Raw genomic sequence first — 24,397 nt, 5'->3', positions numbered from 1 at the left:
ATGACCGACCGCCGATCAATCCTCGTAATCGACAATTACGACAGCTTTACCTTCAACCTAGTCCATTACCTGATGGAACTGGGGGCTGAGGTCGAAGTCGTGCGTAACGATGCCGTCACTGCCGATGAAGCTCTGTTGGCAGGTCACGCAGGTTATCTCATATCGCCGGGCCCCTGCACGCCCAATGAAGCCGGCGTCAGCCTTGATCTGGTGGCAGCATGTGCGGACGCCGGAAAGCCGCTGCTCGGTGTATGCCTCGGCCATCAATCCATCGGCCAGTTTTTCGGCGGACGCGTGGTCCGCGGGGGGCTGATGCACGGCAAGACGTCACCCGTCACGCACGATGCCACTGGCGTATTTGCCGGACTGCCGTCTCCGTTCAGGGCAACGCGCTATCATTCGCTCGTAGTCGAAGACATTCCCGCCTGCCTGGACGTGAATGCCACCAGCGAAACACCGGGCCTCGACGGCAGCAGCGTCATGGGGTTCCGACACCGCGATCTGCCCATACACGGGGTCCAGTTCCACCCGGAAAGCATCGCGACCGAACATGGTCACGCCCTGCTCGCCAACTTCCTCGAAATCTGCGGCATTGCCGCCAGGGTCCCGGCATGAAAACGCTTCCCGACGCAAAGCAACATCTTGGGGAAGCGGAAGCAGAAGAGGTTTTCGGCTGGATCCTCGACGGTGAAACCGATGACGATGCGATCGCACGGTTTCTGGTCGATATGTCCGCGAGGAGCGAGACATCTGACGAGATCGCCGGCGCTGCGCGCGCGCTGCGGCAAAGGCTCATTCCCGTCGACGCGCCCGACGGCACGGTTGATTGCTGCGGAACCGGGGGTGACGGACACCACACGCTCAACGTCTCGACTGCTGTCAGCCTCGTCGTCGCAGCTTGCGGCGTGCCCGTCGCCAAACACGGCAATCGGGCCGCCAGCAGCAAATCCGGCGCGGCCGATACGCTCGAGGTACTCGGCCTCGACATGGAAGCTGCAGGAAAAAGTGCCGAGAAGACGTTGGCGGAACTCGGAATCTGCTTCCTTTTTGCCAAGAACCACCACCCGGCCATGGGACGGATCCAGCCCATTCGCCAGAAGCTTGGCGTTCGTACGATCTTCAATCTGATGGGTCCGCTTTCGAATCCGGCCGGCGTGAAGCGGCAGCTTATCGGTATCGCGCGCCCGGCCTATGTCCCCATCTATGCCGCAGCCAAGGCAAAGCTAGGCACCGACCGCACTTTCATCGCCTCGGGCGACGAAGGGCTGGACGAACTAAGCCTTGCCGGCGGCAACGAACTGGCAGACGTTCAGGGCAACGATTTCGAGATGCGCCGAGTGCTCGCGGTACATGCCAATCTGCCCCACGCACCGGTCGAGGCTATTCGCGGTGGCGATCCCCGTCACAATGCCCGCGCGCTGGAAGCCCTGCTTGCGGGCACACCCGGACCTTATCGCGACGCGGTACTTTTCAACGCCGCGGCCACTCTGATCGTAGCCGACCGTACGGACGACTGGACGGAAGGCGCCGAAATCGCCGCCGAAGCACTGGATTCCGGCAAAGCCAGGACCTTGCTCGAAAGCTGGATCGCAATGGCCGCCTGATATGAACAAGCTAGAACAAATCTGCGCCACCAAACGGGAAGAAGTGGCCGCACGCAAGCGTATGCGGTCGCTGGCCGATCTCGACGCTTCCGCTCGCGAACAGACCGCCCCGCGTGGTTTCCGTTCAGCGCTCGAACGTGCGGAACGGTCCGGCTTCGGCCTCATCGCCGAAATCAAGAAGGCTTCACCGTCGAAGGGCTTGATCCGGGAAGATTTCCATCCCGCTGCCCATGCCCGCGCCTATGCTGCAGGGGGCGCTGCGTGCCTTTCGGTTCTCACCGACGCCCCGTATTTTCAGGGTCACGAAGATTATCTGGTCGAAGCGCGATCAGCTTGTGAATTGCCCGTCCTGCGCAAGGATTTCATGGTCGATCCCTGGCAAGTGGCCGAAGCGCGCGCACTCGGCGCTGATGCGATCCTGATTATAGTCGCCGCACTCGAAGATGGTGCGATGGTGGAGATCGAACGGGCCACGGTGGAATATGGCATGGACGTATTGGTAGAAGTCCATGATCGCGCAGAGATGGAACGTGCAGCACTGCTTCAGTCGCGCCTCATTGGCGTGAACAACCGGGACCTGCGGACCTTCTCGACCGATCTCGCCACGACCGAAGCCTTGGCGCCTCTGGCACCTGAGGGTTCGCTTCTGGTCGGCGAAAGCGGCATTTCTCGGTTCGAAGACTGCCAGCGCTTGTCACACGCCGGGGTGAACAGCTTCCTGGTCGGCGAAAGCCTGATGCGCCAACGCGATGTCGAAGCGGCAACTCGTACCCTGCTCGGCAACTGATCTGTCCTACACGCTGCTGACCGGCTATGGGTGTCGGCTGCAAACGAAACCTCCTGCGTTCAAGCGCGATTTCGGCCTCGGTGCGGGGGGACTTTTTATCCCCCTGGACAGTGGTCCATGTGGTCCATGTCTCCCCTGCGCGCCCAAAAAGCTTAACGACAGCGGTTTCTCAGCGCGCTGATCCGGATCGAACCATGAACGGTTGTTCCGCAAGGAACGGCTGAATTGCTTGACTTTGCAATTTTGGTTGCTTAATTGTTCCGCATTCGTTCACGCCTTTTGTGAACACGCGATACGGAGTTCGCACAATGCTGACCGCCAAGCAGCACGAATTGATCCGGTTCATCCAGCAGCGTCTGGAAGACACCGGCATTTCCCCCAGCTTCGAAGAAATGAAGGAAGCGCTCGATCTGAAGAGCAAGTCGGGCGTACACCGCCTGATCTCGGCGCTTGAAGAACGCGGCTTCATCCGGCGCCTCCCCAATCGGGCGCGCGCGCTGGAGGTGGTCAAGCTTCCTGAAAATGCCGTGATGGGGTCGCCCGCTCCGGTGGCGGCAAACGACGCCGTATCGGCTGCGATCCCGGCAAAGGCGGTGGCGCCCGAACCGGCAAACGACATCATCGATGTTCCGCTTCATGGGCGGATTGCCGCCGGCGCCCCGATCGAAGCGATCGAAGGTCAGTCCAGCATGCCTGTGCCGGCCGCGCTGCTCGGTCCGGGCGAACATTATGCCTTGGAAGTTTCCGGAGATTCCATGATCGAAGCCGGGATCTTCGATGGCGACTTCGCTCTGGTAAAACGCACGGACACGGCTCGCGATGGCGAGATCGTCGTGGCGCTGGTCGATAATGAAGAAGCGACCCTGAAATACCTTCGCAAGGATGCAGGCCGCGTCGTGCTCGATCCGGCCAATGGCGCATACGAAGCGCAAGTTTATGAACCACACCGGGTTCAGGTTCAGGGAAAACTGGCGGGCCTGCTCCGCCGCTACCACTGATTTGCTGGCGCGCGCCTACTCACGCGGCGCGCGCCACCATCCATGCTCGCCCTGATCCTGGGCAACCGTATCGATCCTTTGGTCTGCCAGATAGATCGAAGCGCCCCCTTCCCGGTCGAGAAATCTTCTGTCCGCTTTGAGCCAGCGCGGCTGACAACTGTACGGCAGATACCGGTCGGCAATGACGATGTCGGCCCGCATGCAAGCCGCGGCCAGCGCCCGCTCTTCCACGAGATCTCTATTACGGGCGACGAGGACCGACCAGGGCCGCCCACCCCGTTCTAGGGCGAAGACGCAAAACTGGTCGCTGCACCGGCTGCGCGGCCAGTCGGCAATCGCGATAGGGCTCAGATCCGTACCGGCCAGTTCAAGCAGATTGTCCTGAGCATATCCGCCTTCGCGATCGTGCAGAACCAGCAACCGCTCGGCCTCGTTGGCAATGCCTATGTCGCGCCCGTCACGCGTAATGAGGATATCGGGTATCGGGGCGGTGATCATCAGCACGGCAGAGGCGAGAATTGGCGCGAAACCCAGCAGGCGCGCCCTGCCTTGCCATAACGCCAGCCAGAGCGCCCCGCCCACGTATAATCCCATCGCTCCCATACCGATCCGCGGCGCAAGTTTGACCGACCCCGGCTGCTCAGCGAAGAAATGGGCAATGGCCAGCAGCAGGTCGAGCGACTTGCCCACCAGCCACCAAGCCGGCGCGCCCGCTCCAATCAGATCGAGCGCCAAAGCAAGCGCCACCAGCGGCATCGATATGAATGTGACCAGCGGAATGGCGATCAGATTGGCCGCCGCTCCATAAATACCGGCGCGATGGAAATGGAATAAGACGATTGGCATCAAGGCCAGCTCGATGACCAGTCCGGTCAGGAACAGCATTGCCGCCCGTCTCGACATGCGACGCAGCCAGCTCTCCTGTCGCGGTGCGAGAAAGTCCCGTACCGCACGCACATTGTGGAGCGATACGATGGCGATGACTGCCGCAAAACTCATCTGGAAACTCGGCCCGACGAGCGATTCCGGCCACAACGCGAGCACGACTCCCGCCGCGATAGCGATCATCCGCATGGACAGTGGTTCTCGTCCTACAGCCAAAGCGACGAGTACGAGCAGAGCTCCGATACAGCTACGCACGGTCGGCACTTCGGCGCCGGTAAGTAATGTATAGGCGATACCGGCGATCGCCGATGCCCCGGCGGCCACCAGCGGCAGCCGGATGCGCAGCGTCAGCCAAGGCCAGAACGCGAGCAGCTTCAGAACCAGGAAATAGGTCGCAGCTATGATCGCGCTCACGTGCAGGCCGCTGATAGACAGCAAATGGGTCAGCCCGGAATCGCGCATCGCCTCCTCGTCTGTTTCGGGAATCGCTCCGCGGTCGCCGCTCGCCAGGGTGGCTGCGATGGCACCGGACGTTCCTTCGAGATTGGCGCGAACGTGTCGCGAGAGCTGTCTCTGAGCGGATGCTATGGACAGTCGGGATGCGCCAGGCGGCTCGATGATCTCTACATCGCCGACAGCCGATCCAGTTGCGGCAAGCCCATCGAACCAGGCTCGTCTGGCGAAGTTGTACGCACCGGGAACGATCGGCGGTGACGGAGGCATGAGACGTGCCGACAGCCTGACCCTGGCACCTTCTCGCAATTCCGGGTTGTCCGCAGACAGCAGCACATTGACCCGATATGCGTGCGCTTTTCCCGTCTCGCCGTCGCGCGCGGCCAGGACCAACCTAACCCTGTCTTCAGCCGGCTGCTCTTCCCGGCTCAGGACCCGCCCATCGATCCGCTCAAAACGTGGATAGGCAATCGGTTCTGCGCCCACGATCGCCGATCGGACCCACACGACCGACACGCCTGCAGTAACCGCCAGAGACAATGAAATAACTGCGGCAAGAGTGAATGCGCGACCGGGCTGATGGCGCCAACCCGCCCACGAGAGAACAGCCATTCCCAAGAATGCTGAAATCATCGCGACCCACTGCCACGGTGCGGCAAGATAGAACCACAGTCCGATCCCGCACCCGAACGCAACGGTAAGCCAAGGCCCGCGGTCGAACTCGGCGGCCTCCAGAAACGCTTCAAACTTGTGCGCGGAACTGGACAAGACACCGTGCGTACGCCAAGTGCGCGGCACTGTCTCGTGGGCCGTATCGCCCGCATCCCCCATAGGTATTGAAGGCGTCCCCTGCCTCGCCATGCAAGTGTTTGAAAGGAAATGAGAGAAAATGGCAAGCGATAGTGACCGCAAGGATTCCCCGGTCGTCACCCGCTTCGCTCCCTCTCCTACCGGTTATTTGCATATCGGAGGTGCGCGGACGGCACTGTTCAACTGGCTCTATGCGCGCCATCACGGCGGCCGCACGCTTCTGCGGATCGAGGATACCGACCAGAAACGCAGTACCCAAGACGCTATCGACAAGATTATCGAGGGTCTAGACTGGTTGGGTCTCGACTTCGACGATGCCCCTGTATTCCAGTCCGATCGGGCCGAACGCCATGCCGAAGTTGCCCACAAGCTGCTGGAAGCCGGCCACGCCTATAAGTGCTTCGCCACTTCCGAAGAGCTGGAGCAAATGCGAGCCGAACAGCGGGCAAACAAGCAGCCCATGCGGTATGATCGCCGCTGGCGCGACCGCAGCGAAAGCGAGGCCCCGGACGGCGTGCCGTTCGTAATTCGCCTCAAGGTTCCGACCGACGGGGAAACCACGATCCACGACGCGGTTCAGGGCGAGGTTACGGTCAAGAATGGCGAAATCGACGATTATGTCCTGCTGCGTGCAGACGGGACCCCGACCTATATGCTCGCCGTTGTGGTGGATGATCACGACATGGGTGTAACCCATGTGATCCGCGGCGACGATCATCTCAATAACGCATTCCGCCAGTTGCCGATCATCCGCGCCATGGATGAAATCGAGGGCGGTTGGCCCGATCCGGTCTATGGCCATGTTCCGCTGATCCACGGGCCCGACGGTGCGAAGATGTCCAAGCGCCACGGCGCTGTCGGCGTCGAAGGCTATCGGGACGAAGAAGGTGTCCTTCCCGAAGCGCTGTTCAATTATCTCCTTCGCCTCGGCTGGGGACATGGCGACCGTGAAGAAATCACCAAGTCGGAAGCGATAGAACTCTTCGATCTCGACGGCGTGGGCAAAGGCCCGGCGCGCTTCGACATCAAGAAGCTGCAGAACCTCAACGGCCATTATATCCGTGAGGCGGACGACGCGCGTCTCGCTAAAATCGTGGCTGCGCGAATGGACAGACAGGCCGATCTCGATCTTCTGACCCAGGCCATGCCGGTCCTCAAGACGCGTGCGAAATCGATCAACGAACTGGTTGAGGGCGCGGCGTTTCTGTTTGCGGAACGGCCATTGGAAATGACCGACAAAGCCGCTGGCCTGCTGGACGATGAAGCGCGCCAGCGCCTCGCCGGATTGTCGGAAATGCTGCATGTGCAAAATGACTGGACAAGCGAGGCTCTGGAAGCCACTACGAAATCGTATGCTGAGAAGCTCGAACTGGGCCTTGGCAAGCTCGCGCAGCCCATGCGCGCAGCGCTGACGGGGACTACCACGTCCCCCGGCATTTTCGATGTGCTGGTCCTGTTGGGCAAGGAAGAGTCGCTGCTTCGCATAGACGCGCAGGCCTCGCCCACAGGCACCGAAGAGAACGACTGAGGAGACACGCGTGGCCGATAAGCAGGCAACTCTTGATCTGGGTGGACAGACCCAGGAATTTCCCGTGCTGCAGGGCAGTGTTGGCCCGGATGTGGTCGATATCCGCAAGCTTTACGGAACGACGGGCAAGTTCACTTACGATCCAGGCTACAAGTCGACGGCAAGCTGCGAAAGCGCGCTGACCTATATCGACGGCGAAGAAGGGGTCCTGCTCCATCGCGGCTATCCGATCGGTCAGCTAGCCGAAAATTCCAGCTTCATGGAAGTCAGCTACCTCCTGCTCAACGGCGAACTGCCGTCGCAGGACGAGCTCGACGATTTCACCTACACGATCACGCGCCACACCATGGTGCACGATCAGCTGCGTCAGTTTTACCAGGGTTTCCGCCGCGACGCGCACCCCATGGCCATCATGTGCGGTGTGGTCGGCGCGCTGTCGGCGTTCTACCATGACAGCACCGACATTTCGGACCCCGAACAGCGCAAGATCGCAAGCCACCGCCTCATCGCGAAAATGCCGACGATTGCGGCAATGGCCTACAAATATTCGGTCGGCCAGCCCTTCATGCAGCCGAAGAATTCGCTGAGCTACACCGGCAACTTCCTGCGCATGACCTTCGGCGTTCCGGCTGAAGAATACGAAATCCATCCTGCGATCGAGCGCGCGATGGACCGGATTTTCATCCTTCACGCCGACCACGAGCAGAACGCGTCGACATCGACCGTACGTCTTGCCGGCTCGTCGGGTGCAAATCCCTTCGCCTGTATCGCGGCCGGCATTGCCTGCCTGTGGGGCCCAGCGCATGGCGGCGCGAACGAAGCCGCGCTCAACATGCTGCAGGAAATCGGCTCGCCGGACAAGATCCCGCATTATATCGAACGCGCCAAGGACAAGAACGACCCGTTCCGTCTCATGGGCTTCGGTCACCGCGTCTACAAAAACTACGATCCGCGTGCGACGGTCATGCAGAAAACGCTTCGCGAAGTGTTCGAAGCGCTCAACGTCAGCGATCCGGTTTTCGAGACCGCGCTCCGGCTCGAAGAGCTCGCGCTCAACGACGATTACTTCAAGGAAAAGAAGCTCTTCCCCAATGTGGACTTCTATTCCGGCATCATCCTGAACTCGATCGGCTTCCCGACCACCATGTTCACGGCCCTCTTCGCCCTTGCTCGCACGGTCGGCTGGGTCGCGCAGTGGAACGAGATGATTTCGGATCCCGCACAGGTTATCGGCCGTCCGCGCCAGCTTTATACCGGTCCGACCCAACGCGACTATGTCGCCATCGGCGATCGTTAAGATGCGCTTCGTCCTCATGGTCTTCGGAGTAGCTCTCATGCTCTCCGGAGGCCTGTGGGCACTTCAGGGCCTCGGGATTGTCATGTGGCCTGCAGAAAGTTTCATGCTCGCCGAGCGGCAATGGGCCATCTACGGCAGCATCACCTTCCTGATCGGGTTGTTCTTGTTCTGGCGGGCGTCTGCCCGGCGTTGATCAGCGCGGTATTTCCCGCATTTCATCAGCCGCAGGTACCGACAGGGTAAAACGCGCACCAAGACCCGGCGCGCTTTCTACCGTCAGGTCGCCATCCATCGCGCGCGCGATCCGGCGTGAGATATACAGCCCCAGACCGGAGCCCCCATCCCCGCTGCGGCCAAGGCGTTCGAATTTCTCGAAAACCTGCTCCTTCTGCGCATCTTCAAGACCGTGCCCCTGATCGGCCACGGTGATCAGCGCGCGGTTTCCAATCCGATCGAGCCTGATCCAGACCTGACTTTCCTCCGGCGAATACCGGATCGCATTGCCGACAAGGTTCAGCAGAATCTGCAGCACGCGGCGGAATTCGGCGATCGCCAGCTGGCTTTCGCCTTCCGGAGGCGCCACCAGCGTGATCCCTTTCTCGCGCGCCCTCACCCCCAATATGCCGCAGGCTCTGCGAGCGACATCGGCCAGTTCGATCCTGTCCGGTGCCGTGGCAAAATCGTCCGATTCGACGACTTCGAGATCGGACAGGTCGTCGATCAACGCCAGCAGGTGTTGGGCCGCTGTCGCGATGTCGGCAGCGTAGGAACTGTATTCGTCGGCCAGCGGTCCCGCCAGCTTCGTCCGGATGGTCTCCGCATTGGCGATGATCCGGTTGATCGGTTGGCGCAGGACGGGTGTCAGATCTCGGCCGAAGGAGGGTCCGTCGGGACCTGTCGCCTCTTCGTTCGTCAGGCCTGCCGACAACGGGCTGTCGGCCGTCAGGTATAAAACGAAACCCGCGCTGCCCGGTTGTGGCTGCCCCAGGGGCTCGAGGTGCGCCGTCCAGCTACGGCTCGATCCCTCGACAGTGCACTTCGTACCGTCGAGCAGACGCCAATGAAGCGGCTGCTGATGGCTGTTGCCCGGTAAACTGACCAGATCCGTCCAGGGCCTGCCGACATTGGCTAGGGCCGCATCGGCAAATTCGGCGAGATCGGGGGCCTGCGTATCGATGGAGAGCAGCCGCTGGCTGGAATCGAGCCTTGCGGTACAATCGGCAAGATGGCGGTTTATTTCGACACGCCTGCGCGCAGCCTCGATGTCGTTTTCCGGCGGAAGACCCTCGCTATGCCAGCTTACCACATCGATGGTGCTGCCGGAGTCTGCATCCTCGTCACTCGACTGTGGCGCTATTTCCACCCACGCCGTGACCCGATTTTCGCCGTCCACCGCCTCGAACTGACGGGCGAGGCGCAGACCATATCTCTGGGCCTTTTCGACAAGGGCGAGAAGCTCCGGAATGGCGATCCGGGAACCGATCGTCCCGCCACAGGCTTGCTGCAGCCGCGCCAGCACCTCGTCGGCTTCGATCAACCTTCCTTCGGCGTCGGCCTTGGCAGTCGCGATATATCGGCTTTCGACAGAGGCCATGATCACACGACTCCAGCGCTTGCAGATTCGGACAGGATCTGTCGGGCGGCTTCAGGGGGCATTTCGGCGATCTCGCGAGCGGGCACCGCCTTCGGATCTATCCGGAGGACCTGCCGCTCCACTTCTGCGCTGTCGAGACCGGCGCCGCGCAGTCCCAGCGCCAGACGCGCAGTCTGCTCGTGATTTGTCGAAAGCACGGCCGCCACCCTCGATTGTCCGGTTCGCGTTGCCAATGCTGTAAGATAGAAGGCTGCCCCGCCATGATCGATATCGAGCGCCCGCCTGCCCTCGCCGCCCATGCTGGCAATCACCCGGGACATCAGTGCGATCCTTCCGGCCCCTTCATCGAAGGCGTTGCGTAACTTCGCTTCGGCCCGGATCATGGCATCGGAACGAAGCTGCCCGCTATAGGCACGCCAGTTCATCAGCAAATCGTGAAAGATGTCCCCCGGTAGTTCCGCCAGCGGTAATTCCATTCGGCGCTGCGCCTGGGCGAAACGGGCCTGCGCCGTGAGCGAAGCCATTGCCGAACTGGCCAGCCCGCTGTCTTCGGATGCGATCAGCTCCTGCACCAGCGGCGACAGTACAGGATCGATGCCGTATTGCGTCTCGAGCCGTTCCGTCAGCTGCCATTCCAGCGCCAGGGCGTGGCAATGCGCCAGCAGACCCGGAGTGGCGAGCATATGCTCCGCCAACGCCGCGCCATGTCGTTCGGCAAAAGCCTCGCGGCCTGCCTGACCTGCCGCCTCGGCTTGCGCTCGCAGGACCTGCCACGCGAGGTGGTGACACATTCCCCGGATACGGGCTATGATTTCGTCACTGAAAAGGGAGTGGTCCGGCGTCGCCATCAGGTGGGCAAGGATGGGACCGATACGCGCAAGCGTCGCATTCCCGCGAACGAGGGCATCGCGCAGGCTTTCGTGGTCGGCGGCGACCGGGGTGGATGCATCAGGCATCGGCATGGTTCGTCGGTAAAGCTAACATGGTTAAATCCGCGTTAGTCGCGCGGACCGGAAGTTAGAAAAAGTGTTACCAGAATGGCGAGGGAAAGAACCGCCACCACCGGTTGTGTCACACCCAAGATCACCGCGGGAAGCAACATCACCGTCAAAAGAACCCTGTCGGCATAACTGCGCCGCCAGCGCGGTACGCTGATCCGGTCGCCAAGATGCAGCAGTCCGAACAGTATCGCTGGCACGAAAAGCCGCAGCCAACCGGTGTCTTCAGGTGAAGCCAGAGCTATCAATATGACCAGCAACGGATCGAACAGGATCGTGATCGCCTGAATTAACGGCGGCACGCGGGGTTTGACCTGCCCTGCATTGGATACGCGTCTCACCACTTCTTCCATCGCGAAAAGCAAGGCCGCCAGGATCGCCAGGCCGAAGGCAGGCAGCAGCCAGCCCCCGATCGCCGACGACAGCGCGAGAAGCCCGGAGAGCGCGGCACTTAGCGCGAGAATTCTCGGCAAGCGCCCACCGATCGTGTCCTGCGCAAGCCGTACTCCCATGCGCTCGGCAATGGCGAGGCCGGGTGCGGTAAACGCAGCAACATCCGCATGGCCCGAAACCCAGCTCTTTTCGCGGAAGGCGAGCTCTTCGGGAGAGGGATCCCGCAACCAGATATGTTCTTCCAGAAGCCGCGTTTCCAGCGGGACGGTCCTCATTCCGCTCTGCAACGCTATCCGCAAAAGAGCCGAAGGCGCATCGATGTCGCCGGGAAGCTGTGCGAGGGTTTCAACCGCATTGCCCTTCGTCAGCAATGCACCTGCCCAGGCGAAATGCGCATCGATCCGTTCGTAGCCTCGGTTGATTGCCGGGTCTTCTGGAAAAGCGAGAATACACGGCTTAGCCAGGTGGCGCAGAATGACCTCGTCATCGGGCAGGATACCGGGCGCGATAACGAGCAACTCGTCGCTCGCAGTCACCAGCCCGGACAGTTTCCGCGGTTCGCGAATTGCTATGAACCGCGCGCCGGCGGCCTCTGCGCGGTGCTGCAGGTCCATCACCTCCCGGCCGACCACATTCACGAGGCACGCGATGCTTTCGCATCCGGCAGCCAGCGCGATGTCGAGCTGTCGTTCGACTAACCGCGCGCCTGCCAGCCTGCGGAAAGGGGCTGGCACTTTGCGCGGATCGGATTGGCCATCGAGCACAGACAGCAGGGCGATGCGCAACATTAACTCCGGACAGGTTCTGAACGACGAAAGCCGCTTCTAGGGGCGGTAATGGGTGGTCGCCAACCCAGTCATTACATTTTCTGTGAGAGCAAGCGACAGATAGTCTTGCGAGGGTAAGTGATACGTCGCGGTCACACTCCCCGGCAAAGAGGTTAATTAGAGTTTAAGGCTGTGCGGATTGGTGATAGATTTCACCTCGATGACAAAGCACCCATTGATACAGGCAGTCGATCACCCGGCTGAAGTAGATGCTCCGGAAATGGCTAATTCCCAGGGTGTTATTGATGAAACCTTAGTCGAAGACGAACCTCTCTTTGAAGAAGATTGGGCGGAAGACGAGCCCGGCCAGGCGAGACGGTGGGTTGCACCTGCCTTGGCGATTTTCGCCGTGCTTGGCTGGACTGCCTTCTTCCTCTGGGCACGTCAGGCCGAAATCATGGCCGGCACCGACCCCGCCGCCTGGACCGCGCTCGTATCGCAATGGGCCGGGCCGGTATTGCTCGTAGTTGCGCTGTGGCTTGTCGCCATGAGGAACTCGACCCGGGAAGCGCGACGGTTTTCACAAGTTGCTTATTCCCTGTCGACCCAATCGGCAGAGCTTGAAGCTCGACTGGCCGTCATCAACCGGGAATTGAGCCTCGCGCGGGAATTCCTCACGAGCCAGACGCGGGACCTCGATTACCTCGGCCGCACTGCGACGGACCGTCTTTCGGAACATGCCGATCGCCTGCAAGCTCTGATCGTCGAAAACGGCGACCGGGTGGAAACGATCGCCACTGTCAGTGCCAACGCTTTGGACAATATGGACAAGTTGCGGAACAACCTGCCCGTCATAGCGAATTCGGCAAAGGATGTGTCCAACCAGATCGGCGGCGCCGGTCGTCAGGCGAGCGGACATCTCGAGGACCTGATCGAAGGTTTCCAGCGGCTCAACGAATTCGGCGTGGCCAGCGAAAGGCAGGTCGCGTCACTGCGCAAACGTGTCGATGCGTCTCTCGAAGCATTCGCGGCGCAGGCCGATCAGCTTGCCGATATTACGGAACAGCGGTTTAGCGAACTGCGTGAAAACAGTGAGATCTTCCGCGGCGAACTGGACAGCAGGGAAGTCGACGCACTGGCGTCGATCCGCAGCCGCTTCGAAAGCCTGCGGCATGAAATGGCCGATACGGAAGCCGCATCGGCTGCCGAACGTGACGCGGCGATGGATGAACTCAACCACCGTCTGGAGAAGATTCGGCGCGAAAGCAGCGAATTTGCCGATGAAGTGCGCGATGGCGAGGCTGCTGCTCTTTCGGCTTGGGCAAGTCAAATCGAAGCCATGCAGAAGCGCCTGAGCGAAGCGGTTGCTGCCGTTGCCCGTATCGACCAGGAAGCGCTCGATTCTGCCAATTCCAAATTGCAGGAATTGTTCAGCGAAGCAGAAGCCGTCGACGGCAGGATTGCCGAGCGGAACCGGCTCTTCGCAGAAGAAACGGGTAAACGCCAAGCCGCATTCCGAGAGGCGGAAGAAGCTGCGCATGCCAGCCTGACCGACCATTTCGCCCGGCTCGACGAAGCGATCTCGGATCGTCGCGCCCAGCAGGCAGAACAGCTTTCGCTGCTGGCAGCGGAAGGCGAAGAGCTCGGCGACAGAATTGCAGCCCTCAGCACGACGTTCGAACGGGTTTCGTCGCACGGACGTGAAGCACGCGTCGAACTCTCCGAAGGGATCGAAGCGCTCAATGCGAAACTGGCCGAAAGCCGCGATGCGCTGGACGGAACGGACATGGCTGTTTCGTCGCTGACCGATGCCAGCGTGCGCCTGCTCGAACTGATCCAGGCGAGCGCCAAGCATAGCCGCGAAGACCTTCCTGTCGCCATGGAAGCCAGCGAAACGCGCTTGGCCAACATCGAACACCGCGCCGACGAGGTGCGCAACCTGCTCGATCAGGCAAAAGCCTCTGGCGAGATGTTGACGTCCAGCATGGCAGCTGCCGAAGCCCGCAGCCGCGATGCGATGAACGGTGTCGATGAATTCCAGGCTCGCTTTGGCGAAACTGCCGCCGCTCAGGTCGATGGGATCGAGCGTTTACGCGCAAGTGTTGCAGCTCTCAGCGACGAGAGTCGGGAACTCTCAGCCCATGCGCAGGGCGAACTGCGCGACGCGATCGCCTCACTGGAAAGCAGCGCGCGCAACGCGCTGACCGCGATCGAGGCCGAACAGGCTGAGCGGATCGCACGGATCGCGGAAAAGGTTGGCGAGCAGAGCGCCGAGGCCATCGACAGGTCCCTGCAGGAACACACCGAACAGGCCATCGCTTCGCTCGATGCCGCGACCGAACGGTCGGCAGAAACCGGGCGCGAGGTCATGCGTCAGCTCCGCGATCAGCTGGCCAAGGTCAACGAACTCACGGGCAATCTGGAAAGCCGCATAGCGCATGCCCGCGAACGGGCGACCGAGGATGTCGGCAACGACTTCTCGCGCCGCGTCGCGCTCATCAGCGAAAGTCTGAATTCGAACGCGATCGATATCGCCAAGGCGCTCTCCACCGAGATCACCGACACCGCCTGGGCCAGCTATCTGCGGGGCGATCGCGGGATATTCACCCGCCGGGCCGTGCGCCTCCTCGACAATGCCGAGGCACGCGAGATCGCCGATCTGTACGACAGCGACCACGACTTCCGCGAACACGTCAGTCGCTACATTCACGACTTCGAAGCCATGCTCCGCACCATGCTCTCCACCCGCGACGGCAACGCCGTCAGCGTGACGCTGCTCAGCAGCGATATGGGTAAGTTATACGTAGTTCTCGCCCAGGCGCTGGAGCGCTTGCGGTAGAGGTCAGTCCGCCCACGGCCCCCAGAACATGATGTCGTTCACGGTGATCCAACCGTAGATGTAATTCAGCACATAGGCCGTCGTCACGAATGCCGCGAGAACCGCTGCGCGCAGCAGCAGGCGTCCTCCGCGGAATTCAGCCGGCGCGCTGTCAGCCTGCCCTGGCACCATCTCGAGCCCCGCCTCGTCATGCGTCCGCACGCCGAAGGGCAGCAGGATGAACGCGCTGAACACGAAGAACAGGAAATAAATGGCGAGGACGCTCGTCCACTGCATCGCCTTGGCTCCTATAGATTGGGGACAATCACGCGGACTTGGGGCCGCTTGCCCGACCACCGTTGCGCAGCCCGCCGTGCTGCAAGCCGTGCGGCTTCGTGCACGCTCTGTTCGTTGCGTCGATCCGCACCGCGCAATTTGCCGATGGCGCTTCTGATATCTGACGTCGCTTCGGTGACGAAGTCGGCATAATCTTCGTCGAGCGGCAATCCGAGACTGTCGATTCTGGGATTGAGGTCGCCGTCAAGCGCGACGATCACGACACCTTCGCGCATGATGCGCCGCCGCATGGCAATCGCCTCTCCATCGGCCGGCACGATTATATCGCCGTCGAGGACGAGGCGGCCGGTGCGGACATCCCCGATTTTTCCGGGTGCGCCGGGAGCTAATCGAACCATATCGCCATTTTGCTGGACGACCTGATCGGGGATGCCGCTGGCCTTCCCCAACCTACCCTGCTCCTGCATGTGCCGCATTTCGCCGTGAACGGGCACGAGGATATCGGGCCGAAGCCACCCATACAGGGCTTCGAGTTCCGGACGTCCGGGATGGCCGGAAACGTGTATCATGCTCTGGCGATCGGTCACCATGGTGATGCCTCGTTCGGCCAGCTTGTTCTGCACCGCACCGATGGAAATCTCGTTGCCCGGAATCTGACGACTGGAAAATAGCACCACGTCGCCGCTGACAAGTTCGAGTGGGTGATTTTCATCGGCAATGCGGGCCAGGGCTGCGCGCGGTTCGCCCTGCCCGCCAGTGGCCAGTATCAACACTTCACCACGCGGAAGGCTCATGGCGCTGTCGAAATCGATAAGCTCAGGCAGATCTTCGAGATAGCCGTTGTCCTGCGCCACTTCGATAATTCGGTCGAGCGACCGCCCGGCAACGCATAGCTGACGGCCAGTCTCGCGCGCTACATCGCCCAGCGTCTGGAGGCGGGCGACATTGCTGGCAAACGTAGTGACCAGAACGCGCTTCCCGCTGTGGCGTTGCACCTCTTCCAGCAGACCCTTGTGCACCGCGCCTTCAGATCCGCTCGGGGAAGGATTGAAAACGTTGGTGCTATCGCAAACCAGCGCAAGAACGCCTTTGTCTCCGATTGCGGCCAGTTCTTCTTCAGTGGTCGGCTCGCCGATGATCGGATCTTCGTCGAGCTTCCAGTCGCCCGTATGGAAGACGCGGCCGTGCGGTGTGTCGATCAGCAAGGCGTTGCCTTCGGCAATAGAGTGCGCCAGCGGAATATACGTTATTTCAAAAGGGCCGACTGTGAAGCTGCCATGATCGGCGTCGATCACCCGCAGTTCCACCCTGTCCACCAATCCAGCTTCTTCAAGCTTTCGCCGCACAAGGTCAGCCGTGAACGGCGTGGCGTAGATAGGCACGTTCAGTTCGGCAGCGAAATACGGTACCGCGCCGATATGATCTTCGTGTGCATGGGTCAGGACGATCGCATCAAGCTTGTCGGCACGATCCTCGATGAATTCCAGATCTGCAAAGACCAGATCCACACCGGGGTATTGATCTCCCGAGAAGGTCATGCCCAGATCGACCATCAACCATCGGCCCTGACAACCATAGAGATTGACGTTCATTCCGATTTCGCCCGACCCGCCCAGAGCGAGGAAAAGCAGTTCGTCTTCGGGGGTGAAATCCTTCTTCAAGCCGCTCGCTCCGCTAATATGGCCAAACCTTCCAACGTAAGGTCGGCATCGACTGCATCGAACAAGTCGGTATGCTCGTCGAACAGAATGGCCAGACCGCCTGTTGCAACTACTCTTGCAGGACGACCGATTTCTTTCTTCATTCGGGCAATCAGTCCCTCGATCAAGGCGACATAACCCCAGAAGACACCGATAAGCATCTGGCTTTCGGTGTTGCGTCCAATGACGCTGTCATTGGCGGGCTTTTCGATCGCAATGCGTGGAAGCTTAGCCGTGTTGCCAACCAAGGCATCGAGCGAGAGATTGATGCCGGGTGCGATGATGCCCCCCTTGTACGCACCGTTGAAATCGATGACATCAAACGTCGTCGCAGTACCGAAATCGACGAGTATCAGGTCACCATCGTACTTCGCATGAGCAGCCAGCGTATTTAGCGCCCGATCGGCGCCCAGCGAACTGGGTTGTTCGATGTCCAGCTCAAAGCCCCATTGCGCCCCGTCCTGCCCAGCAATAAGCGGCGTTATGCCGAGATACTTCTCGGATAGGACAGTAAGATTGTGGATCGCGCGGGGGACGACCGAACCAATGATGACCTGCGTGATGTCGCTCTTGTCGAAGCCCTGAAATTCGGCGAGCTGCAACAACCACACAGCATACTCGTCACCCGTACGGCGCGGGTCGGTTGCTATACGCCAGCGCGACTTTATCTCGCGCCCTTCGATCAGCGCGAAGACAACATTCGTATTTCCGACATCGGCAGCGAGCAACATCGCTCAGTTCCCTTCATCCGCGAGCATTACGTCACCTGCGTGAATGGCACGCGTCGATCCATCCTCCAAGCGCAGTAGCAGGGTGCCCTCTGCTGTAAGACCGTCGAATGTCCCTTCGATCCGCTGCTCGCCCGGTACATTAACCGTGAGCGATGCTCCTCTTGGGTGGGCGACACTCTCCCAGCGCCGAATGAGAGGTTCGAGCCCGTAGGTCCGCCAACGGTCAAGCTCCTGATCGAACGCATAGGATAAAGAACGTGCGAAGATTTCACGGTCCGGAGGCGGCCCGAAGTTTGTCAACGCAATCGTTCTGCGATCGGGTAAATCCGGAGCGGCGACGAGATTGATCCCCATACCGACGATCACGGCATTCCGTTCCCGCTCGAGGAGGATGCCGGCGAGCTTTGCATTCCGTAGAAGAAGGTCGTTTGGCCACTTGAGCTTCAATAAGCTCGGATCGGCAAGTACGCCCGAGACAGCTTCATATGCGGCGACGCCAGCAACAAGGGCAAGCGTTGCCGGATTGGGATCACGGGGTGACAGATGCACCACGGTCGAGCCCATGAAGTTGCCGTAACCATCGAACCAGGCACGCCCCTGGCGCCCGCGGCCCGACACCTGTCGGTCGGCTACCAACCACTCGCCTTCGGGCACTGCCATGCCCGCACGCAGTTCGCTAGCAAGGTCCGTATTGGTAGAACCGGTTTCGGTGACGAAGCGGATCACATCGCCGCGACGAAAGAGGCTGCAGCCTGCGCCGTCCAGTCACCAAGCGGCAAGGTAAGGAGGTAACCGAGCGGCGAGATGATTGCGACACAGATCGCCAGCACTGCCCAATGCGACGCTGGGCTCTCCGTTTCAATCTCGCGCAGCGGCTCATCGAAGAACATGACCTTGATGAACTTCAAATAATAGAAAGCGCCGATCACGCTCGCGGCTATGCCGATTGCAGCCAGAGCGACAAGATCAGCCTGTACCGCGGCCTGGAAGACGACAAATTTGCCCCAGAAGCCGAACAGGGGCGGTATACCGGCAAGGCTGAACATCAGCGCGAGCAAGGCCCAAGCCAGGGCCGGTCGCTTGGTCGAAAGACCGGATATGTCGGTAAACGTCTCGAGATTGTTGCCGGCGGGATCGCGCAGCATCAACAGGGCAGTGAAGCTTCCGAGAACCATCGCAACGTAGATAGCCAAATAGGTAAGCGATGCAGCCACGCCTGCGGGGGTCGCAGCCGCAAGACCGATGAGAATGAAGCCAACGTTATTGATCGATGAATAGGCAAGCAGGCGCTTGAGGTTCTGCTGGCCAATTGCGCCCAGGGCACCGACCACGATCGAAGCGAGTGCTGCGAAAATGACGATCTGACGCCAACTGTCCACTTCGCCGCCAAACGGATCCATGGCCATGCGCAAAAGCATTGCCATGGCAGCTACCTTTGGCGCGGTAGCGAAGAAAGCCGTGACTGGCGTGGGCGCGCCTTCGTAGACGTCCGGCGTCCACATGTGGAACGGCACGGCGCTAACCTTGAAGGCCAGGCCGGCGAGCACGAAAACCACACCGAACAATGCGCCGGTTGAAAAACCTGCATCGAATGCGGCGCGGATACCTTCGTAATTCGTCGATCCGGTGAAGCCATAGACCAGGCTCACACCATAAAGAATAATGCCGGATGCAAGGGCACCAAGAACGAAATACTTCAGACCGGCTTCACTGGATCGGCTGTCTTCCTTGAGGAAGCTGGCGAGAACGTAACTCGACAGGCTAGACATCTCGAGACCGATATACAGGGTCATCAAATCGGTGGCGGACACCATCATGCCCATGCCGACAGCATTGAACAGCATCAGCACCGGATATTCGGCCCGGTAGCTCGCCCGTTGTGTGAAGAAACGCGGTGTAACTACAAGAATGGCCGCAGCGGCTAAATATATCAGGATCTTTGCAAAGCTGCCGAAAGCGTCAGCGCGATAGAGATCGCCATAGGCGCGGCCAGCGACTTCACCTGCCGCCCGGTCAAACAAACCCATACTGAAGATCGCAGCACCGACCAGTGCCGCAACACTGAGGATGGTCACGATCCTGGCCGATTTCGTTCCAGTCCATGCCGCTACCAGCAGCAAAGCGAGCGCCGCGAGCGACAGGCCGATTTCCGCGCCCGTGAGGTAAAAAGACGTCGCGTAAGACATCAGTGCGCCCCCTCTTCGCCATGCGCAGCAGCGACGTAGTTCGCGTTATGCTCGCGCGGGGTGCCGATCACATTATCGGCGTCGAAGTGGGGTGCGGCGCGCGCGATACGCGCTTCTAGAGCGGCAATGTCCTGACGCATGGGGGCAAGAAAGCTTTCGGGGTAAACGCCCATCCACAGCACGGCGGCCGCGATTGGGGCTAACATGGCCCATTCGCGGGCATTGAGGTCGGGCATCCGCGCGGCATCTTCGTTGACTTGTTCGCCAAAAGCCACGCGGCGGTAAAGATAGAGCATGTAGGCAGCACCGAGAATGATGCCGGTGGTGCAAACGAGCGTCACCAGTGTCGAAACCTTGTAAAGGCCTGCCAGTGCAAGGAACTCGCCAACGAAGTTGCTTGTGCCCGGCAGTCCGACGGATGCCATCGTGAACAGCATGAAGAACAGCGCATATTTAGGCATGTTGATGGCAAGCCCGCCATACCGTGCAATCTCGCGAGTATGCAGCCGATCGTAGATTACACCCACGCACAGGAAGAGCGCGCCCGATACGAGACCGTGGCCGAGCATGACCATCATCGCACCTTCAAGCCCCTGCGCATTGAAGGCGAACAGACCGGCGGTCACGATCGCCATATGGGCGACCGAGGAATAGGCGATCAGCTTCTTCATGTCGTTCTGCACGAGAGCGACGAGCGAAGTGTAAATCACGGCAATCATCGACAGGATGAAAACCAGCCAGGTAAACTGAGCGCTGGCTTCCGGGAACATCGGCAGACTGAACCGGATAAACCCGTATCCACCGAGCTTCAGCAAAACGCCCGCCAGAATCACGGAACCGGCGGTCGGTGCCTGGACGTGTGCGTCAGGCAACCACGTGTGCACCGGCCACATCGGCATTTTCACGGCGAAACTGGCGAAAAAGGCAAGCCAGAGCCAAGTTTGCGCTTGTGGATCAAAATCGTAGTTCAGTAGCGTGGGAATGTCGGTCGTGCCTGCTTCATTCACCATCCACATCATCGCGATCAGCATCAGCACCGACCCGAGAAGCGTATAGAGGAAGAATTTGTACGACGCGTAGATACGGTTATCGCCGCCCCAGACGCCGATGATAAGGTACATCGGAATGAGGCCTGCTTCGAAAAAGATGTAGAACAGGAACATGTCCTGAGCGGCAAAGACGCCGATCATCAGGACTTCCATCAGCAGGAAGGCGCTCATGTATTCGCCCACGCGCTTGGTGATCGAATCCCAGCTCGCCAGGATGCAGATCGGCATGAGGAATACACTCAGCATGATCAGCATCAGTGCGATACCATCAATGCCCAAAGCGTAGCTGAACCCGGCGAATATCTCGGCCCGTTCGACGAACTGCCACTGCGCGCCGCCAATGTCGTAGTTGAGCCACAGCACGACGCCCAGCGCGAGGTTCGCGAGCGTAGCGACCAGAGCCACCATGCGCGCACTCTGCGCACCGAGGAACAGGCAAGCAATGGCGCCGACGAGCGGAACCGCGAGCATCAGAGAGAGGATGGGAAACTCCATCAGAACAGCACCCAGGTGATCGCCGCGACAAGTCCGAGGAGCATCACTAGCGCATAACTATAAAGATAACCGGTCTGGAACCTCTTGGCACCAACGGCGCCCTTCTCGACCACCCAGGCAACGCCGTTCGGGCCGAACCGGTCGATCGTGCCGACATCGCCGAGCTTCCAGAACTGGCGGCCAAGCCAGAAGGCCGGCACAACGAAAAGGTAGTGATATAGCTCGTCGAAATACCATTTGTTGTAGAGGAAACGGTAAACCGGGCCGAGCTGTTCGGCAGCTTTCGCCGGCACCGACGTATCCTTGATGTAGGCATACCACGCGACAAGCAGTCCAAGTAGCATCACGATAAAGGCCGCATACTTCACGAGATACGGCACACCATGCATCGCATGGATCAGCGGTTCGTTATAGAAGATCGAGCTACCCCAGAACGCTGCATCGTCGAGGAATGTCGGTGCAAAAACCTGTCCGGCCAGCACTGCTCCCACCGAAAGGATGACGAGCGGGATGAGCATCGTCAGCGGGCTTTCGTGCGGATGATAGCCGGCCGTGCCTGCTTCGTAATCTTTGGAAGGCACTGGATGATGTGCATCATGCCCGGCGTCTTCCTGGGATGCAGGATTGTGTTCGTCCGATGCATCGTGGCCATGGTGGACGGCGTGCTGAATATGCTCACTCTCTGCCCAGCGCGGCTTGCCCCAGAACGTCAGGAACATGAGCCGCCAGCTGTAGAAACTGGTCAGCAGAGCTGCGAACGTACCCATCCAGAAAGCGAAGTTACCGAGCTCGGTGCCGCGCCCGTAGGCGACCTCGAGGATGGCATCCTTCGACCAGAAACCGGCAAAGCCTGCGCCGAGATGATAGATGCCAACACCGGTGATAGCGAGCGTACCTGCCATCATCGCCCAGAATGTGAGTGGGATGTGCTTACGAAGCGCTCCGTAATAGCGCATATCCTGCTCGTGGTGCATCGCGTGGATGACGGAACCGGCACCCAAGAACAGCAGCGCCTTGAAAAAAGCGTGTGTGAAAAGGTGGAACATTGCCGCGCCATAAGCGCCGACGCCCGCAGCGAAGAACATGTAGCCGAGCTGCGAACAGGTCGAGTACGCGATCACCCGCTTGATGTCCCACTGCGTCGTGCCAACGGTCGCTGCGAAAATGCAAGTAGCCGCACCGACAAAGGTGACCATGCCGAGCGCCACTGGCGCCGCTTCGAACATCGGGGACAGACGACACACCATGAATACGCCTGCCGTCACCATGGTGGCGGCGTGGATCAGTGCCGATACAGGCGTTGGGCCCTCCATCGCGTCGGGAAGCCACGTGTGCAGGCCAAGCTGCGCAGACTTGCCCATCGCGCCAATGAAAAGGAGGATGCACAGAACATCCATTGTTTGAACGGTGTATCCCAGGAAGCCGATAGTCGCTCCGCTCATGCCCGGCGCAGCGGCAAGGATTTCACTGATCGATACGGTGTCGAACACCAGGTAAGTGCCGAATATCCCGAGCATGAAGCCAAGGTCGCCCACGCGGTTGACGACGAAAGCCTTGATAGCAGCCGCGCCAGCGCTCGGTTTTCGGAACCAGAACCCGATCAGCAGATAGGACGCGAGGCCAACGCCTTCCCAACCGAAGAACATCTGAACCAGATTGTCTGCCGTCACCAACATCAGCATGGCGAAAGTAAACAGCGAGAGATAGGCGAAGAAGCGCGGCTGGTCCGGGTCTTCGTCCATATAGCCCCAGCTATATAGATGGACGAGAGCCGATACAGTGTTGATCACCACCAGCATGATCGCGGTCAGCGTGTCGACCCGAAGTGCCCAGTCGAACGTCAACGTGCCGGACTGAACCCATTTGAGCACGGGTACGACAGTAGGCTCATACGTACCACCCACGAAGCCCAGGAAAATGGGCCAGCTCAGCGCAGCACCGATGAAGAGCGCGCCAGTCGTGATCGCTTTTGCGAACACGCTCGGCGCAGACTTGTTGGTGAACCCTGCAACGATCGCCGCGATCAGTGGCAGAAAAACAATGATGAGTATCGAATGCACCGTGGCTTACCCCTTGAGCCGGTCGACATCGTCTACCGCGATGGTGCCGCGGCCACGGAAATAGATCACCAGAATGGCGAGCCCGATTGCGGCTTCAGCCGCCGCGACGGTCAGGACGAACATCGCAAATACCTGTCCGACCAGATCGCCAAGAAACGCGCTGAAGGCAACGAGTTGAATGTTAACGCTGAGCAGGATGAGTTCGATCGCCATCAGGATTACGATGATGTTCTTCCGATTGAGGAAGATGCCAAGCACGCCAAGTACGAAGAGCATCGCACTCACTACGATATAATGCTCGATACCGATCACAGCTCGACCCCCTCGCCCACGATGGGCTGCTTCATGACGGTTGCCTCGTTCGGATTGCGACGAACCTGCTTGGTAATGTTCTGCTGTCCGCGCCCACCGGGGCGCTTGCGGTGCGTCAATACGATCGCGCCGATCATGGCAATAAGTAGCACAAGCCCGGCCGCTTCAAACAGGAAGAGATAGTCGCTGAACAGGACCGCACCTATGCTGGCGGTGTTCGAAGCATCGAGGATCGGCGACGTCGCACCACTCGCAACACCGAGTTCGATCCGTCCGGCCTGGTAGGCGCCGATGCCAAAAATCAGCTCCGCCGCCAGGATAAGCGCAATGATGATGCCGAGCGGGAAGTTCTTTACGAACCCGGCGCGCAGTTCGGCGAAATCGATGTCGAGCATCATCACCACGAAGAGAAACAGCACGGCTACCGCGCCGACATAAACGATGACCAGGAGTGCGGCTATGAACTCCGCACCGACCAGAACCATCAGGCCGGCCGCGTTGAAGAACGCGAGGATCAGCCAAAGCACCGAGTGCACCGGGTTGCGCGCCATGATGACCATGACGGCACTGGCGATGACGAGCGCAGCGAAAAGATAAAAGGCGAGCGTCTGGATCACGATGTCATATCCCTTGGC

Annotated in this window: 21 protein-coding genes; 8 read left to right on the top strand and 13 right to left on the bottom strand. The window is 60.1% G+C overall.

Annotation, left to right across the window (positions count from 1 at the left end; all coding sequences use genetic code 11):
• The 4 genes from KYK83_RS09845 to lexA all read left to right on the top strand — a co-directional run bounded on the left by KYK83_RS09845 (position 1) and on the right by lexA (position 3,389).
• A complete protein-coding gene (locus KYK83_RS09845; RefSeq protein ID WP_222828090.1) occupies positions 1-615 on the top strand; it encodes an anthranilate synthase component II in 615 nt (204 codons plus the stop codon).
• Entirely contained in the window at positions 612-1,604 is a 993-nt protein-coding gene (gene trpD / locus KYK83_RS09840; protein WP_222828089.1) for an anthranilate phosphoribosyltransferase, read from the top strand. The genes KYK83_RS09845 and trpD overlap by 4 nt, the downstream gene beginning before the upstream one ends.
• Before the next feature lies 1 nt (position 1,605).
• Positions 1,606-2,391: an indole-3-glycerol phosphate synthase TrpC gene (gene trpC / locus KYK83_RS09835; protein WP_222828088.1), complete on the top strand. Its 786-nt coding sequence runs from the start codon at positions 1,606-1,608 to the stop codon at positions 2,389-2,391.
• A 308-nt stretch (positions 2,392-2,699) separates the two neighbouring features.
• Entirely contained in the window at positions 2,700-3,389 is a 690-nt protein-coding gene (gene lexA, locus KYK83_RS09830) for a transcriptional repressor LexA (protein ID WP_103023779.1), read from the top strand.
• A 15-nt stretch (positions 3,390-3,404) separates the two neighbouring features.
• Here the strand turns inward: lexA and KYK83_RS09825 are convergent, their stop codons facing one another.
• Positions 3,405-5,495 carry a ComEC/Rec2 family competence protein gene (locus KYK83_RS09825; protein ID WP_346729452.1) on the bottom strand — a complete coding sequence of 697 codons (2,091 nt, stop codon included), beginning with the start codon at positions 5,493-5,495 and terminating at the stop codon, positions 3,405-3,407.
• A gap of 121 nt (positions 5,496-5,616) precedes the next feature.
• Here KYK83_RS09825 and gltX point away from each other — a divergent pair, with 121 nt between their 5' ends.
• From gltX to KYK83_RS09810, 3 genes are read left to right on the top strand one after another with little or no spacing between them, the layout of a single operon-like run.
• Entirely contained in the window at positions 5,617-7,065 is a 1,449-nt protein-coding gene (gene gltX, locus KYK83_RS09820) for a glutamate--tRNA ligase (protein WP_222828086.1), read from the top strand.
• A gap of 10 nt (positions 7,066-7,075) precedes the next feature.
• Positions 7,076-8,362, top strand: a complete 1,287-nt coding sequence (locus KYK83_RS09815; protein ID WP_103023776.1) for a citrate synthase — start codon at positions 7,076-7,078, stop codon at positions 8,360-8,362.
• A 1-nt stretch (position 8,363) separates the two neighbouring features.
• Positions 8,364-8,555, top strand: a complete 192-nt coding sequence (locus tag KYK83_RS09810) for a hypothetical protein (protein ID WP_103023775.1) — start codon at positions 8,364-8,366, stop codon at positions 8,553-8,555.
• Here KYK83_RS09810 and KYK83_RS09805 read toward each other — a convergent pair whose 3' ends face one another.
• Genes KYK83_RS09805 through KYK83_RS09795 form a run of 3 tightly spaced genes read right to left on the bottom strand, consistent with a single transcriptional unit; the run spans position 8,556 to position 12,135 of the window.
• Positions 8,556-9,956, bottom strand: coding sequence for a sensor histidine kinase (locus KYK83_RS09805; protein ID WP_222828085.1), 1,401 nt, complete (start codon positions 9,954-9,956; stop codon positions 8,556-8,558).
• A 2-nt stretch (positions 9,957-9,958) separates the two neighbouring features.
• On the bottom strand, positions 9,959-10,912 hold the full coding sequence (locus tag KYK83_RS09800) for a hypothetical protein (RefSeq protein ID WP_222828084.1): 954 nt from the start codon (positions 10,910-10,912) through the stop codon (positions 9,959-9,961).
• Positions 10,913-10,953: 41 nt separating this feature from the next.
• Complete coding sequence (locus KYK83_RS09795) at positions 10,954-12,135, bottom strand: hypothetical protein (protein ID WP_196846081.1); 1,182 nt, start codon at positions 12,133-12,135, stop codon at positions 10,954-10,956.
• 259 nt (positions 12,136-12,394) lie between these two features.
• Here KYK83_RS09795 and KYK83_RS09790 point away from each other — a divergent pair, with 259 nt between their 5' ends.
• Positions 12,395-14,953 (top strand): coiled-coil domain-containing protein, encoded by a 2,559-nt coding sequence (locus KYK83_RS09790; RefSeq protein WP_222828083.1) that lies wholly within the window; start codon positions 12,395-12,397, stop codon positions 14,951-14,953.
• A gap of 3 nt (positions 14,954-14,956) precedes the next feature.
• Here KYK83_RS09790 and KYK83_RS09785 read toward each other — a convergent pair whose 3' ends face one another.
• The 9 genes from KYK83_RS09785 to KYK83_RS09745 are packed head-to-tail and all read right to left on the bottom strand — an operon-like array spanning position 14,957 to position 24,379.
• The gene (locus KYK83_RS09785) at positions 14,957-15,229 is read right to left on the bottom strand and encodes a DUF1467 family protein (RefSeq protein ID WP_103023770.1); all 273 of its coding nucleotides are present in this window, start codon (positions 15,227-15,229) and stop codon (positions 14,957-14,959) included.
• Between the two features lie 11 nt (positions 15,230-15,240).
• Positions 15,241-16,890 carry a ribonuclease J gene (locus KYK83_RS09780; RefSeq protein WP_222828082.1) on the bottom strand — a complete coding sequence of 550 codons (1,650 nt, stop codon included), beginning with the start codon at positions 16,888-16,890 and terminating at the stop codon, positions 15,241-15,243.
• Positions 16,887-17,660 carry a type III pantothenate kinase gene (locus KYK83_RS09775; protein WP_103023769.1) on the bottom strand — a complete coding sequence of 258 codons (774 nt, stop codon included), beginning with the start codon at positions 17,658-17,660 and terminating at the stop codon, positions 16,887-16,889. Before KYK83_RS09775 ends, KYK83_RS09780 begins: the two co-directional genes overlap by 4 nt.
• Before the next feature lie 3 nt (positions 17,661-17,663).
• On the bottom strand, positions 17,664-18,386 hold the full coding sequence (locus tag KYK83_RS09770) for a biotin--[acetyl-CoA-carboxylase] ligase (protein ID WP_222828081.1): 723 nt from the start codon (positions 18,384-18,386) through the stop codon (positions 17,664-17,666).
• The gene (gene nuoN, locus KYK83_RS09765; RefSeq protein WP_222828080.1) at positions 18,383-19,846 is read right to left on the bottom strand and encodes an NADH-quinone oxidoreductase subunit NuoN; all 1,464 of its coding nucleotides are present in this window, start codon (positions 19,844-19,846) and stop codon (positions 18,383-18,385) included. The genes KYK83_RS09770 and nuoN overlap by 4 nt, the downstream gene beginning before the upstream one ends.
• Positions 19,846-21,390 (bottom strand): NADH-quinone oxidoreductase subunit M, encoded by a 1,545-nt coding sequence (locus KYK83_RS09760; RefSeq protein ID WP_222828079.1) that lies wholly within the window; start codon positions 21,388-21,390, stop codon positions 19,846-19,848. The genes nuoN and KYK83_RS09760 overlap by 1 nt, the downstream gene beginning before the upstream one ends.
• Positions 21,390-23,450: an NADH-quinone oxidoreductase subunit L gene (gene nuoL / locus KYK83_RS09755; RefSeq protein WP_103023765.1), complete on the bottom strand. Its 2,061-nt coding sequence runs from the start codon at positions 23,448-23,450 to the stop codon at positions 21,390-21,392. The genes KYK83_RS09760 and nuoL overlap by 1 nt, the downstream gene beginning before the upstream one ends.
• Before the next feature lie 6 nt (positions 23,451-23,456).
• A complete protein-coding gene (gene nuoK, locus KYK83_RS09750) occupies positions 23,457-23,762 on the bottom strand; it encodes an NADH-quinone oxidoreductase subunit NuoK (protein WP_103023764.1) in 306 nt (101 codons plus the stop codon).
• Entirely contained in the window at positions 23,759-24,379 is a 621-nt protein-coding gene (locus KYK83_RS09745) for an NADH-quinone oxidoreductase subunit J (protein WP_222828078.1), read from the bottom strand. Before KYK83_RS09745 ends, nuoK begins: the two co-directional genes overlap by 4 nt.
• Positions 24,380-24,397: the final 18 nt, after the last annotated feature.

Source organism: Qipengyuania pacifica (assembly GCF_019857205.1).
GTDB classification, from domain to species: Bacteria; Pseudomonadota; Alphaproteobacteria; order Sphingomonadales; family Sphingomonadaceae; genus Qipengyuania; species Qipengyuania pacifica.
This window is presented reverse-complemented; position numbering and strand designations above follow the sequence as displayed.

Bases quoted from the DNA above. Each gene is read 5' to 3' on its own strand.
- KYK83_RS09795 (WP_196846081.1), bottom strand. From the start codon at position 12,135: ATGTTGCGCATCGCCCTGCTGTCTGTGCTCGATGGCCAATCCGATCCG.
- KYK83_RS09845 (WP_222828090.1), top strand. From the start codon at position 1: ATGACCGACCGCCGATCAATCCTCGTAATCGACAATTACGACAGCTTT.
- KYK83_RS09785 (WP_103023770.1), bottom strand. From the start codon at position 15,229: ATGCAGTGGACGAGCGTCCTCGCCATTTATTTCCTGTTCTTCGTGTTC.
- KYK83_RS09760 (WP_222828079.1), bottom strand. From the start codon at position 21,390: ATGGAGTTTCCCATCCTCTCTCTGATGCTCGCGGTTCCGCTCGTCGGC.
- KYK83_RS09805 (WP_222828085.1), bottom strand. From the start codon at position 9,956: ATGGCCTCTGTCGAAAGCCGATATATCGCGACTGCCAAGGCCGACGCC.
- KYK83_RS09790 (WP_222828083.1), top strand. From the start codon at position 12,395: ATGGCTAATTCCCAGGGTGTTATTGATGAAACCTTAGTCGAAGACGAA.
- lexA (WP_103023779.1), top strand. From the start codon at position 2,700: ATGCTGACCGCCAAGCAGCACGAATTGATCCGGTTCATCCAGCAGCGT.
- gltX (WP_222828086.1), top strand. From the start codon at position 5,617: ATGGCAAGCGATAGTGACCGCAAGGATTCCCCGGTCGTCACCCGCTTC.
- KYK83_RS09800 (WP_222828084.1), bottom strand. From the start codon at position 10,912: ATGCCTGATGCATCCACCCCGGTCGCCGCCGACCACGAAAGCCTGCGC.
- nuoN (WP_222828080.1), bottom strand. From the start codon at position 19,846: ATGTCTTACGCGACGTCTTTTTACCTCACGGGCGCGGAAATCGGCCTG.
- trpC (WP_222828088.1), top strand. From the start codon at position 1,606: ATGAACAAGCTAGAACAAATCTGCGCCACCAAACGGGAAGAAGTGGCC.
- KYK83_RS09810 (WP_103023775.1), top strand. From the start codon at position 8,364: ATGCGCTTCGTCCTCATGGTCTTCGGAGTAGCTCTCATGCTCTCCGGA.
- KYK83_RS09775 (WP_103023769.1), bottom strand. From the start codon at position 17,660: ATGTTGCTCGCTGCCGATGTCGGAAATACGAATGTTGTCTTCGCGCTG.
- trpD (WP_222828089.1), top strand. From the start codon at position 612: ATGAAAACGCTTCCCGACGCAAAGCAACATCTTGGGGAAGCGGAAGCA.